We start from the raw sequence: 12,625 nt of genomic DNA, 5'->3' as shown, positions 1-12,625 counted from the left end.
GGGACGCATCGCCCATGGTCAGGCGCATGGGGCCGCTGTACGGAAAATACATGGCCGATCCGACCACACGCGAAGAACTGCTGACCATTATTGCCAAGTGAGCAAGCTGAATACCGTCATGTTGCTTGATCCCGCGCGGTTTGTGCGCGAGATCGACGGCAAGTCCGTCGGGTTGTTCACGCTGCGCAACCGGCAGGGAATGACGGTTTGCGTGACCAACTACGGCGCCAAGATCGAGCAGATTCTGGTGCCCGGCCGCGATGGACATTTTGGCGACGTGGTGCTGGGCTACGACAGCATCGACGGCGTGATCGGCGGAGCGCCTTCAGTGGGTGCCTTCATCGGGCGCTACGCAGGCCGTATTGACCATGCGCGCTTCACGCTGGGTGGCAAGGAGCATGTGCTGACCGCCAACAACGGTCCCCACTGCTTGCACGGCGGCGTGAAAGGCTCGCGTTTTCGGGTATTCGATGCGGTGCAGTGCAGCGATTCCAGCGTTGAAATGCGTTATGTGTTTGCCGACGGGGAAGAGGGCTTTCCGGGCACGATGGCGCTGCGCCTGACCTACAGCGTGACCGAGGCGAACGAGCTGGTGCTCGACTACGAGGCGCTCGCGCTGGATGCCCCCACGGTAGCCAATTTCACCACGCATGCTTTTTTCAATCTCGAAGGCGTGGGAAGTCGTAACGCGCTGGAGCATGAGGTCACGATTTACGCCGACCGCTATTTCGAGATGGCGCCCGATCTCATCGCCACGGGCAGGTTGCTGCCGGTGGAAGGAACGCCGTTTGATTTGCGCAAGCCGGTCGTGCTGAACAAGCGCGTGCGCGGCCCGCAAGCCGAGGCCGGTATCGGCCTCGTCGCCGGGTATGACGACTGTTTTGAGATTGACCGCTCTGCCGCCAGTGATGAAGATCTGGCGCTATGCGCGCGCGTGAGTGCACCCATTAGCGGGCGGGTGATGGAAGTCTGGTCGACCGAACCCACCATGCAGTTCTACACCGGTCTTGTGGCAGGCGAGCCGCTGGCCGGCGGTCCGGGCAAGGGCGGCAGGCAATACGTGCAGCAGCAAAGCCTGTGCTTTGAGCCGCAAGGGTACCCCAATGCACCCAATGTGCCGGCATTTCCTTCCGCCGTGCATGAGCTGGGACAAAGCCGCCAGGGCCGCACGCTCTACCGCTTCAGCACTTCCTAGGCAAGTGCGTTCCGCATGTCAAAATGCTCCGGCAACAAGCTAGGAGCTGAGCATGCGATGGTGGAAACTGGCGTGGATGTTTGGGATGGTGTGGGCGGCGCAGACGACCGGCATGCCCGCATGGGCGCAGCAGCCCGAGCGCGTGCCGCCGCAGATCGTCAAACTGCCTCTGCTGATCGACGGTAAACAGTATGAGGTTGTCACCCATCTCTACAAGCCCGCTGGCGAAGGTCCGTTTCCGCTGGTGATCTTTTCCCACGGGCGGGCGCCGTCGCGCGTTGACAGGGCCAAGCTTGAGTATCCGGTGCTGGTCGGGCACGCCAACTACTGGCTTCGCAAGGGTGTTGCCGTGGTTGCCCCGGTACGGCCGGGATACGGGGATACCGGGGGCACCGACAGGGAGGACTCCGGCATCCGGTGGAGCGGCAAGGTTTGCACCGGCGACCCCGACTTCACGCGTGTGGCCAGCCACGCGGGCCAGACAGTAGTCGCGTTGCACCAATGGGCGCTGCAGCAGCCCTGGGTGCGCAAGGACAGGGTGCTGCTCGAAGGGCAGTCGGTGGGCGGAATGACGACGGTGTCGGTCGCGGCGCTCAATCTGCCGGGCGTCGTCGGCGCCGTCAATTTCGCGGGCGGCTCCGGCGGTAATCCGGAAGACTCCCCGGCCAGGAGTTGCAAGCCCGAGAACATGGGTAAAACCTATGGCGAGCTCGGCAAGCTGGTCAAGGTGCCCAACCTGTGGCTCTACGCCGAGAATGACCAGTTCTGGGGAGCCGAGGCGCCCCGCGGATGGCACGAGGCTTTTAGTGCCGGTGGCAGCGATACACAGTTCATCCAGACCGGCCCGGTTCAGGGACATGACGGGCATTTGCTGCTGACCTACGGCGGAAAAATGTGGTCGGTGCCGCTGGATGCGTTCGTGCGCAAGGTGGGACTGACGGCGCCCTGAGTTTTGATCGGGCATAAAAAAGCCCGGAACCCTGCGGGGCCGGGCTCATCAAGTCCCTGACTTGCCCATGGAATAAGTTCGGATTTCCTGGCAGAGGTCTTCAAGCGCAGTGACCATGGGGATGTCGTAGTGTGCACACACGATGTCCACATTTCCCTTTCGCCAGTAGCCCGGAGGGCAACAGACCACCGCCTTTCTTTCGCGAGCCGCGAGGCCGAGTTCCAGCAAAGTGACGGGAGCCTGGGATTGCGGGGCAAAGTAAAACGCCACCATCCCCGCGGCTTCCATCGCGCTCAATTCCCATTCGACCTGCTCACGAAACGGTGGAAAGTCGGCTTGCGCCTGCCAGCTTGAATCCCACTGGGCCCGGCGAGGGTTGAGCAAGGTTCCTGGACAGTCCGCCAGAGACAATGCCAGCTCCGCTTGCCAGTCAACGCTTTTTCCCAAGTCGATGGACCCCGCCAGGAACACGGCTTTGTCAAAAGACAGCGTGGAAAGACGAGTGGGTGGCAGGACAAGCTGCATTTCTCAAATGCGCTCGGTCAGCGTGAAGAAGAAATCCAGCATGTGGAAGTGATCGTCATGAAACCGGTCCTCCATGGAGGTCAATTGATTGACTGGAATCCATTCAGCCGCCGCCGCGTCGTCGGCCGCCTGGATTTCCGGCAGGTGACGCGAGCCCAGATCAAAGAAGTGGGCATGGGTGATCACGCGGCCGCGCAAGCTGCGATCCGGATGGTCAAACACGTGGACTGCTTTCAAGGCGTTTTTCATATCGCCTTCCAGCAAGCGCATCTGGGTTTCTTCTTCCAGCTCGCGCAAGGCTGACTGATACACCGTTTCCCGCTGCTCAATGAATCCGCCCGGCACGGCAAACAAGCCCTTGCCGGGAGAACGTCCGCGCTGTATCAGCAATACCCGGTCACTGCATTTCACGACCGCATCCACCGTCACAAAAACCGGCGCATAGGGAGAGCCGGCCCACTTCGCCTTTTCCTGCCTGAGGCTCTCCCATTCCTGTGCGAGTTCAGGAAAGTAAGGCAAGGCCGCCCAGGTGCGAAGAAATGCGATGGTGCTGGCCGGCGCCTGACTCACTAATGCGGCGAGTGCCGGTTCCAGCGCCGCGCCGGCATTGCCAAAGTAAGCGTCACGCAATGCGCTGGCATCGATCCTGCCTTGCGATTCGACGGTATCAAGTGTCCAGCCGGGGAAATTCTTCAAATACTCGCTGGTCGCATCTTTAAAGTGCCCGACGAGCACAAAGGATGTCCCGGATTTCTCGCCCACCAGCTCCGCCACGCCGTGCTTGACCGCCGATACCCAGCGTTCCTGGTCATAGTAGTCACGCACAGGCAGAAACCGGATTCTGTCCCGGTCGGACTCAGGCAGGGCCAGGCGGATCATTTCCGCCCGCTCTTGCCAGGTGAACGGGTTCTTGGGCGTGCGGGCCTGGTAGGCCGAGCCAAGTACGACGATGCACAGCGGCGCCGCTTCCAGGGCCCGGCGCAGCAGCGCAAGCTGCCCGTTGTGAAAGATCTGGAACCTCCCGATATAAATCGAGACGTCGTGTTTTTTAGGGTTTGATGTCATGAGAGCCTATTGAAATTTGGCGGCAATCGGCATCTGGCGACCGGAGCCGAAGGCGCGCGCGCGCAGACGGATGATGGGGGGGGCCTGCCGGCGCTTGTACTCGTTGCGGGCGATCATGCCCTTGATACGTTCGATCATTGCGAGACTCTCGGGCTGCCGGCGCAGTTGCGCGACGAAAGCGGACGCTTTCTCGTACTCCCACCCGGCCAGCCGCCGGCCTTCGATCAGGAGCTTGAGCACCTCGTCGAGCACCGGGTAAGGTGGCAGGCTGTCCACGTCCTTCTGATCGGGCGCCAGCTCCGCGGAGGGGGCTTTGTCGATGATGGCCTGAGGGATGATTTCTTTGCCTGCGACTTCGTTGAGGTAACTTGACAGGGCGAACACCTCGGTTTTGTAAAGGTCGCCGATCAGGCCCAAGCCGCCGTTGGTGTCGCCATACAGCGTGCAGTAGCCGACCGAGATCTCGGACTTGTTGCCCGTGGTCAGCAGCAGATGCCCGAAGCTGTTGGAGTATTCCATCAGGATGGTGCCGCGTGCACGGGCCTGAAGATTCTCCAGAGCAATACCGTGCAGCGGCTGGCTGAAGGCGGCTTCAAATCCACCGGAAAATTCGTTCACGATGTCGGCGATCGGATGGTGAAGCAGCTCCACCCCCAGATTGCGGCAAAGGACTTCAGAATCATCGACCGAGCCGGCCGACGAAAACCGCGAGGGCATGGTGATGGCCGTCACATTGGATGGGCCCAGGGCCTCGGCGGCCAGCGCCAGCGTCAGCGCCGAATCAATACCGCCGGACGATCCGATCACCGCGCGGGTGAAGCCACAGCGCCGCGCATAGTCCTGCAGGCCGAGCACGATCTGGCGCCGGTAGAACTCCATGGTCGGCAGTCCCTCCACGGGAACGGGGGCGGGTTCATCCCCGGCCAGCGTGAGGAACCGTCCGCTTTCAAAGCGCAGGGTCGTCACGTCTTCGGCGAAGCGTTCGGCTTCAAACACCACACCGGCTTGGGGCTCCACCGCGAACGATGCACCGTCATAGACAAGCTGGTCATGGCCGCCCACCTGGTTGACGTAGAGGATGGGCAATTGGTTGCGCTTGCTGGCGGCGCCAAAGATCTGGTGACGCTGTTCACGCTTGCCGATGTTGGACGGGCTGGCATTGATGGAAATCACCAGGTCGGGCGCGGCGTCGCGCATGCGGTCAAAGGGGTTGATCGCATAATCCAGTCCCTCATCGTTCCAGCCGTCTTCGCAGATCAGCACGCCTACCTTGGCATCCCGGATGCGCAAGACCTTTGCCACATCCTGGCCGGGTTCAAAATGCCGGCGTTCATCGAAGATGTTGTAGGTGGGCAGCAACTGCTTGGCGTATTCCAGCAGCACCTCGCCACCCTTGATCACGCGCAGCGAGTTGCGCAGCTTCTTGCCCGGCGCTTCGCGGCGCGCGGGCAGGCCGATGACCCAGCAGAGATTAGGAATCTGGCGGGAAGCCAGCAGCAGATCCTGGAGAGCCGAATCGACGCGCTCCATAAAGCCCTCTTCTTCGAGCATGTCGCCGGGGTAGTAGGCCGTGAGCGACATCTCGGAGAAGACAACGATGTCGGACTGGTCGATCCAGGCCTTGCTGGCGGCCGTGACCATCTTGGCCACATTGCCTGAGAGGTCGCCTATGGTGAAGTTCAGTTGGGCGGCGGTGATTTTGAGCATGCTGTCCTCAAACCGAAGCAGGAAAACGGAACACCTGGCGCAGGTAGGCCAGAAAGGTCTGGTCGTTGCACAGCGTCTTGCCCGGGCTGTCCGACAGCTTGGCCACCGGCCTGGCATTGGCGCCGGTCAGCTTCATCACGATGTTCAGCGGCGTCAGCCCGACGTCGTTCGTCAGGTTGGTGCCTATGCCGAAGCCCGTCTGGGTGCGCCCGGCGAAGGCGCGGTAGAGCTTGAGCGCGGTCGGCACGTCCAGCCCGTCGGAAAACACCAGGCGCTTGTTCTGCGGGTCCACGCGCAGCTTGGCGTAGTGGGCCAGGGCTTTTTCACCCCACACAAACGGGTCGCCGGAATCATGGCGAAGGCCGTCGAACAATTTGGCGAAGTAGAGATCGAAGTCCGCCAGAAAGGCGTCCATGCCGACGACGTCCGTCAGGGCCACACCCAAATCGCCGCGGTACTCCTGCACCCAGTCTTCGAGTGCGGCCCGCTGGAAGTCGCGAAGCGTCATGCCCAGCGCTTGGTAGGTCTGCAGGTATTCGTGGGCCATGGTGCCGATGGGCACCAGGTTGAGCTCCTTGGCCAGCAGCACATTGGAGGTGCCTTTGAAATACTGCGGGACTTCGCGTTTGAGCGTGGTGACCACTTCGGTCTGCCAGTCGCGCGAGAAACGCCGGCGCACGCCGAAGTCAAAGAACTCGAAGGGGTTGCGCAGCGAGGGTTCTTTTTCGAAGGCACGCAGGATGTCAATCTTGCCCTGCAGGCGCTTGCGTCCCTCCACAAGGGCGACAGCCTGGTCAGAGCGGCGGAAATAGAGCTCGTTGACGATCGCGAGCACGAAGATCTCGAAGGCCATGGTGTGCACCTGCGGGCCCACGGCCTTGATCACCAGCGTGGGGCCGTCGACCGTGGCTTTGATGAACTCTCGCTGGAATTCAAAGATGCGCAGGAAGTCGACAAAGTCGCTCTTGATGAAACGAAGGCCACGCAGGTAGGCCAGTTCCTCGGGCTGGAAGCGCAGGGTGCAGAGATGGTCGAGCTGCGCATTGACCTCCGCCAGCAGTTCGCTCAAGGGGTAGCCCGGCTGGTTACGGCAGACAAAGCTGTATTCGGCCTCAGTCTGCGGATGCCGGTGCAGCATGGTTTGCCACATGGTGAACTTGTAGAGGTCGGTGTCCAGCAGGCTTTGAATGATGGGTTGCATAGTGGCTTTGTGATGAAGAGAGAACGTCGCTCAGGCGTTGGCTTGCAGGGCTTTGAGGATTTCCGTGCTGGTCGACAGCACCACGCCGCGGCCGGCCATGTCGTCCAGGAAGGCCTGGTGCTGCGCTTCAAAACCGCCGACCGGGCTCATGCAGTCGGTCAGCAGCACCACCTTGCCGGTCTTGCCGGACGGCAGGTTTTCCACGATGTGCTCGGTGGTCGCTTTCACGCAATGGCTGCTGGCCTCGCCGGCGATGATGAGCAGGTCCGCCTGGTCCAGCGAGGCGATCAGCGCAGTGTTGAGCTGCGTCGCCGGGTCTTCTTCATCCGGCACCTCGGCCTGCATGGCGCTGTAGTGTTCGGTCCAGGGGTTGCTGCCTTTGCCGATCTTTTGCACCATGGCAAGGCGGCTGTCTTCCCAGCTGTTGTAGGCAGCCTTCACGGCGGGGTGCACATTGTGGCCCCAGCTGCCGATTTCGCAGTGCACCGGCCAGACCATCAGGGTGTAACGGCCGCGCCGCTCGAGTTCGTCGATGTAGGCCAGGGCTCTGGGCAGCATGGCCGCATCTTTGGGCAGGTAGTCGCCCTTGCGCACCTGCGCCGCCGTGATCGGCGTGAACGGCCCCACGGCCGCGCCGGCGCCGGTCTTCCAGAAGGTCGGGTGAGCGATGTCAAACCTGTGGTGAGAATCCAAAGTCACGCCGATGGCGGAAATGCCGGGCGCGCCTTCACGGATCAGCGTGGCCAGGCGCAGCATGTCGGCATGGGCACCCGCCACGGGCAAGGCCGGCGAGGTGGCTTTCCCCGTCACCGGGTCAATGGGCAGCCAGTCGGCCGGCAGGTCGCAAAAGTCGTTTTGCGGGTCGATGATCAAAAGCTGGATGTTTTTCTTCATGCTGTCCTCTGTTGAGATTGATTGGGTGCACTGCCGCCGATTCTCGCAGCAGCGGCCGGTTTTATTCCACCAGGATTCCCTTGGTCTCGCAGACGCCGATGCGGGCTTCCATGCCGGCGGTGAAACGCAGGAAGTCAGCCTCCATGCCGTCCGAGAAGATGACCCCGTTGTCCGGCATGCGCGAGCGCAGCGTCAGCACGTCCGTTTCCTCGATCTCTCCGTACAGCAGGGAGGTCTGGGAGGCCCGGCTGGCAAAGGGCTCCCGCACGGCGAAGACGAGGTGGTCGGTGTCGCGCGGCATGGGTTCGTATTCGTCACCCCGCCCATAGCCCACCGCTTGCGCGATACCGATGGAGCCAGTGATGATGCTTTTAAGCCAGGCCGTCGATCCCAGCCCGGTTGCGACAATCAGGCCCGAAGACGACTGCGCCTCCTTCACGCCGCGGAACTCGATGTCGTAGAGCGCCGAGGTATGACTTTTCGGGCCTATGAACAGGTCGTTGACGCCCCTCAGCACCTGCCCGTCGGACAGCCTGGCCTCCGCCATGGTCACCAGCGAGGTCGCGCGGCTGCCCCTCGCCACCCCGGGCAGCACTGATGCCAGCTGTGAGGGCTCAAACGGAAGCAGCACGCCGTCCCAGCGTTTGGGCTCCGGGTTGACGCCGACCAGCGGCTGGCCGTTCAGGTACTTCAGGGTGTTGGCCACCATGCCGTCCTGGCCCAGCGTCACCACGATGTCGTCGGCCGCGAAGATGTAGTTGCTCAGGTGCGCCCTGTCGATGATCTGGTAGCGGCCCCAGGCCTGCAAGGTTTCCGCGACCACCCGCAGGCTGGAGGCATAGGCCTCGTTCTCGCGCAGGTAGTCGGTGAAGTCGGCGCCCAGGTGTTCCAGGTAAAACTGAGCCTGGCCCAGGGTCTGATAGCGCGCCACCAGCTCTTCGAGCCGGGTCTGGCGCGTGACCAACACCACCTTGCGGTTCTCGGCTGCAGACATGTTTTTGTCCTTTCCTGTTTCTGCTTATTTCCGGGTACCGGCGTTCGCGCCTGCCAGCAGCGAGTTGAGCAGTTCGGGCGACATGTTCAACTGGCCGATCTTCTCGGCCTTGTCGGCGATGCCGCCAAAGGCCTGGGCGATCAGCTGGGCTGGGTCCATGCCAGCCGAAGCCAGTGCCTGGATGGTGCGGGGATCTACCGCCTGGAAGGTCTTCATGATGGCGTCCAGCCGGGCCGCTTCTGCCTCGGCCAGTGTGCGCGAGTTGGCGGCCTGGCCGTTGACGTAAAGCTTGCGTTTCTCTTCGAGGGCCACGTCCGAATCCATCTGCTCGGTACGCAGGGCGTTTTCCTTGCGCATCACCGATGCCTTGGCGGCCATCTTGGCGTCCTCGATCTGGCTGCGTTTGTCTTCCACGGCAACTTCGGTGTCCAGTTCGTTTTCGCGGATAGAGCGCTCGTTCTGGACCGCGGCCATGCGGCGCAGGTAGATGGCGTCGTCCGCAGCCTTGAGGTTGGCCTCGCGCGATTCGGCTTCCAGAGCCCGGGCGATGTCAGGGGTCGGCTTGATGGCCAGGATGGACACCCCCAGGACCTGCAGGCCCAAGGCCGCGATCTCGGGCTGCGCGCCCAGGCTGGCTTCGGCATGCCGGGCGATCTCGGCGGAGGAGAGCAGGGCTTCCTTGAGCGCCAGTGCCTGGACTTTTTGCTGGATGATGACCTGTACCTGCATGCCGACACGGTCGCCCAGCTTGAGTGGGTCGTCCGATGCATAACCCTGGCCGTTGGCWTTCAACGAGAAGTCCATCAGGCGAGCCGTCAGCTGCGGCGTTTTGACCTGGTAGGTGACCTGCCCCTGCACCGTGACGTTCTGGAAGTCGGAGGTCACCAGGGTCAGCATGAAGGGGTGGTGGGCGCTGGCCACGGGCACCGCCACCACGGTAGAGGTGGGCGCGTAGTAATAAAAGGACTGGCCTGCGCCTTCCCGGATCACTTTCCCCCTTTTGAACTGAATCAGGTGAACCGTGGGCTGGGACTTGATGAACCGGATGCCTAACATGGTGCTTTCTCCTTGTGGTTAATTGTTCGATAGGTTGTATTGAACAACCTATTTATGAGTTGCATAATACAACCTAATTCAGATTTGTCAAACGGGAGAAAAAAAATGGCCGCCAAACCGAAACACCTGAACTTTGAAAAACCGCTGACGACGGTCGACATAGTGATCTTCACCGTGCTGGACGAACACTTGCAGGTCCTTTTGGTTAAACGGCCCGTGGGGCCGGAAGAGCCGTTCCCGGACGCCTGGGCCCTCCCTGGCGGTTTTGTGGATGTTGACAAGGACGACTCGCTGGAGGCCTGCGCCAGGCGCAAGCTGCTCGACAAGACCGGCGTCAAGAGCCCCTATCTGGAACAGTTGGGCAGTTGGGGCGGCAAAACGCGTGATCCGCGCGGCTGGTCGGCGACGCATGCTTACTTTGCGCTATTGCCCGCCGACTCTGTGCAACTGGTTCAGGATGAAGCCAAGCCGGCCAAATGGCATCCGGTAGATGAGTTGTCGCCCCGTAAGCGGCTGGCGTTTGACCACAGCGACATCTTGCAAGCTGCGCTGGAGCGCCTGCGAAGCAAGGTGGAATACACCTCGCTGCCGGCTTTCCTCTTGCCGGAACCGTTCACGCTGCCGCAATTGCAGAAAATGTATGAGGTGGTGTTGGGGCGGTCCATCGACAAAAGCGGGTTCCGGACTCGCGCGCTGGCGGCGGACTTTCTGAAGGAGGAAGGCTTTCTCGACGTAGGATCGCCCAGGCCTGCCATGGGCTACCGCCTGAAAGACAGGCGTGCAGTGATGTATTTTCCGAGGACCTTCAGCCCCCGTAGCTAAGGGGATGGCCTATGCGGCCCGCTCGATGTACACCGTCTCGACCGGCACTTGCAGGTTGGGATCATCATCCGTGGCTTGCAGGCGCTGCGATGCGACGAAGCTGCTCATGTCGATCACCTCCAGCAGCTCGGTCGTGGCCAGCGCGCGTAAGGCCTCCCCGCGCAAACCGAGCTGTATGGCCCGGCGGGTGAGGTTCGCGCCCGATGGTGCGTGGTCTGGATCCCACTGGCGCCTGACATTCGAAGTCGCAACGGCGGCTTGCCATTCCTGTGGGTTCGCATAGACCTCGCTGTCGAACATGGAAGGCACGGCGGCGGCGAGAAGCGAGTCAAAGAACGTACGCCTCAGTCTCAGGCCCAAGACCCCTTCTTGCCCCTCTTTGCTACCCCAGCCTGAGCGATACATCATCCACAAGAAATTTGGCTTGATCCAGCTCATGCGGTTGAAGCTGAAGTCAGGACCGCCCAACTGCCCATGCTCAATGGCGTACGCCGCCGTGCTGGGTCGATAAGCCTGGTAAACGACGATGGTGTCCGCGTCGTGGTGCGCTAACACATGCCGACCCTCTGTTGGCCATACCCGTCGCTGTTCTACGTAAGGAGCAGTAGTCAGTTTCACTCAGGGCTCCCGGCCTCAACAACGCAGAGGTAAACCGGCGGCACATGATCGGTCAGCCATACATTGTTTTCCGATCGAAAGAACAGATAACCTTCTGCCGCCATGCGCTGGGCGTCCACGGCAAGCAGAACCGGTTGACCATAACGCTGGCCCACCGCGGTAGCCGTTTCGCTGCTTTCGCTCAGGTGGACATGATGGCGCTGGCGCTTGGTCAAGCCTTCCGCCAGGACGGCGTCGAGGAAACGCGATGCGGTGCCGTGATAAAGCCTTGCCGGCGGAGCCAAAGGCGGCAAKCCAAGTTCGACATCCACAGAATGGCCTTGGTTGGCGCGGATGCGCAAGCCGTCGTCGCTGAAGGCGAAACGTTTTTTGTCGCTGGTTTCGACGACTTTTTCGAGCAGGGCACGAGAAAGGGGATGGTTTGCCGACGCAGCCCTGGCGAGCAGCTCATCGACGTTGGCCCAGCCCGCCGCATCTAGCGAAAGCCCGATGGTGGACGGCTTGTGCCGCAGTACCAGGCTGAGGAACTTGCTGGTGCTGGTGAGTTGTTGTGGGGTCATGAATTTTCCTTTTTTATTGTTATAGGTTGATTTATAGGTTGCTCTGAGCAACTTATAGGGTTGCATAATACAACCAAACAACGGAAAGTCAAACCCCTGAACAGATCAGCAGGCAATGAGCGCGAATCGGCGGTCAATATGCATTGATTTTGGTGTTGACATGAAAAAGCCCGGCGCCTTGCGGGGCCGGGCTTTCAAGAAGCTTTGAAGAAAAAGCTGTTTACAGCGTGTCGATAAAGCTGCGCAGCTTGTCCGAACGCGAAGGGTGCTTGAGCTTGCGCAGTGCCTTGGCTTCGATCTGGCGGATGCGTTCGCGCGTCACGTCGAACTGCTTGCCGACTTCTTCGAGCGTGTGGTCGGTCGACATTTCGATACCGAAGCGCATGCGCAGCACCTTGGCTTCGCGCGGTGTCAGGCTGTCGAGAATGTCTTTGACCACATCGCGCAGGCCGGCCTGCATCGCGGCTTCCAGCGGTGCGGTGTTGGCGCTGTCTTCGATGAAGTCGCCCAGGTGCGAATCATCATCGTCACCGATCGGTGTTTCCATCGAGATCGGCTCTTTGGCGATCTTCATGATCTTGCGGATCTTGTCTTCAGGAATCTCCATCTTGGCGGCCAGGATGCTGGCGTCCGGCTCAAAGCCGAATTCCTGCAAGTGCTGGCGCGACAGACGGTTCATCTTGTTGATGGTCTCGATCATGTGAACCGGGATGCGGATGGTGCGGGCCTGGTCGGCGATGGAGCGCGTGATGGCCTGGCGAATCCACCAGGTGGCGTAGGTCGAGAACTTGTAGCCGCGGCGGTATTCGAACTTGTCGACGGCCTTCATCAGGCCGATGTTGCCTTCCTGGATCAAGTCGAGGAACTGCAGGCCGCGGTTGGTGTACTTCTTCGCGATCGAAATCACCAGGCGCAGGTTGGCCTCGATCATTTCCTTCTTGGCGTCGCTCGAGATGGACTCGCCTTCGTTCATGCGTTTGTTGATGTCCTTGAGCTGGCCCAGCGGCACCACCACGCGGGCTTGCAACTCAGCTAGCTT

General features: G+C 61.2%; 13 protein-coding genes. 3 read left to right on the top strand and 10 right to left on the bottom strand.

The genetic code is table 11. The annotated features are described in order from the left end of the window. The first annotated feature begins 118 nt into the window (after nt 1-118). Nucleotides 119-1,195: an aldose epimerase family protein gene (locus AC1D1X_RS05365; protein WP_477671050.1), complete on the top strand. Its 1,077-nt coding sequence runs from the start codon at nt 119-121 to the stop codon at nt 1,193-1,195. A gap of 52 nt (nt 1,196-1,247) precedes the next feature. After that, nucleotides 1,248-2,144 (top strand): dienelactone hydrolase family protein, encoded by an 897-nt coding sequence (locus tag AC1D1X_RS05360; protein WP_477671049.1) that lies wholly within the window; start codon nt 1,248-1,250, stop codon nt 2,142-2,144. 48 nt (nt 2,145-2,192) lie between these two features. Here AC1D1X_RS05360 and AC1D1X_RS05355 read toward each other — a convergent pair whose 3' ends face one another. From AC1D1X_RS05355 to AC1D1X_RS05325, 7 genes are all read right to left on the bottom strand, one after another. Then, nucleotides 2,193-2,669, bottom strand: coding sequence for a nucleoside 2-deoxyribosyltransferase domain-containing protein (locus tag AC1D1X_RS05355; RefSeq protein ID WP_477671048.1), 477 nt, complete (start codon nt 2,667-2,669; stop codon nt 2,193-2,195). 3 nt (nt 2,670-2,672) lie between these two features. After that, complete coding sequence (locus AC1D1X_RS05350; RefSeq protein WP_477671047.1) at nt 2,673-3,734, bottom strand: NUDIX domain-containing protein; 1,062 nt, start codon at nt 3,732-3,734, stop codon at nt 2,673-2,675. Nucleotides 3,735-3,740: 6 nt separating this feature from the next. Then, the gene (locus AC1D1X_RS05345) at nt 3,741-5,441 is read right to left on the bottom strand and encodes an NAD+ synthase (protein ID WP_477671046.1); all 1,701 of its coding nucleotides are present in this window, start codon (nt 5,439-5,441) and stop codon (nt 3,741-3,743) included. Between the two features lie 7 nt (nt 5,442-5,448). Next, nucleotides 5,449-6,642 carry a nicotinate phosphoribosyltransferase gene (gene pncB / locus AC1D1X_RS05340; protein ID WP_477671045.1) on the bottom strand — a complete coding sequence of 398 codons (1,194 nt, stop codon included), beginning with the start codon at nt 6,640-6,642 and terminating at the stop codon, nt 5,449-5,451. 30 nt (nt 6,643-6,672) lie between these two features. Continuing rightward, on the bottom strand, nt 6,673-7,536 hold the full coding sequence (locus AC1D1X_RS05335) for a cysteine hydrolase family protein (protein ID WP_477671044.1): 864 nt from the start codon (nt 7,534-7,536) through the stop codon (nt 6,673-6,675). A gap of 61 nt (nt 7,537-7,597) precedes the next feature. Continuing rightward, entirely contained in the window at nt 7,598-8,530 is a 933-nt protein-coding gene (locus AC1D1X_RS05330) for a diacylglycerol kinase catalytic domain-containing protein (protein WP_477671043.1), read from the bottom strand. Between the two features lie 24 nt (nt 8,531-8,554). Beyond that, nucleotides 8,555-9,586, bottom strand: a complete 1,032-nt coding sequence (locus AC1D1X_RS05325) for an SPFH domain-containing protein (protein WP_477697937.1) — start codon at nt 9,584-9,586, stop codon at nt 8,555-8,557. Between the two features lie 105 nt (nt 9,587-9,691). On the opposite strand from AC1D1X_RS05325, the gene AC1D1X_RS05320 reads away from it, so the two are divergent. After that, entirely contained in the window at nt 9,692-10,408 is a 717-nt protein-coding gene (locus tag AC1D1X_RS05320; RefSeq protein WP_477671041.1) for an NUDIX hydrolase, read from the top strand. Nucleotides 10,409-10,417: 9 nt separating this feature from the next. Here AC1D1X_RS05320 and AC1D1X_RS05315 read toward each other — a convergent pair whose 3' ends face one another. From AC1D1X_RS05315 to rpoD, 3 genes are all read right to left on the bottom strand, one after another. Beyond that, nucleotides 10,418-10,963, bottom strand: a complete 546-nt coding sequence (locus AC1D1X_RS05315) for a DUF4291 domain-containing protein (RefSeq protein WP_477671040.1) — start codon at nt 10,961-10,963, stop codon at nt 10,418-10,420. 59 nt (nt 10,964-11,022) lie between these two features. Then, nucleotides 11,023-11,586: an RNA 2'-phosphotransferase gene (locus tag AC1D1X_RS05310; protein ID WP_477671039.1), complete on the bottom strand. Its 564-nt coding sequence runs from the start codon at nt 11,584-11,586 to the stop codon at nt 11,023-11,025. Nucleotides 11,587-11,806: 220 nt separating this feature from the next. Then, the coding region (gene rpoD, locus AC1D1X_RS05305) for an RNA polymerase sigma factor RpoD (RefSeq protein ID WP_477697936.1) at nt 11,807-12,625 on the bottom strand (819 nt) is incomplete at its 5' end.

Source organism: Polaromonas sp. P1_G4, from assembly GCF_056405475.1.
Note: the sequence above shows the minus strand (reverse complement) of the source record. Positions and strands in the feature narration are given on the sequence as shown.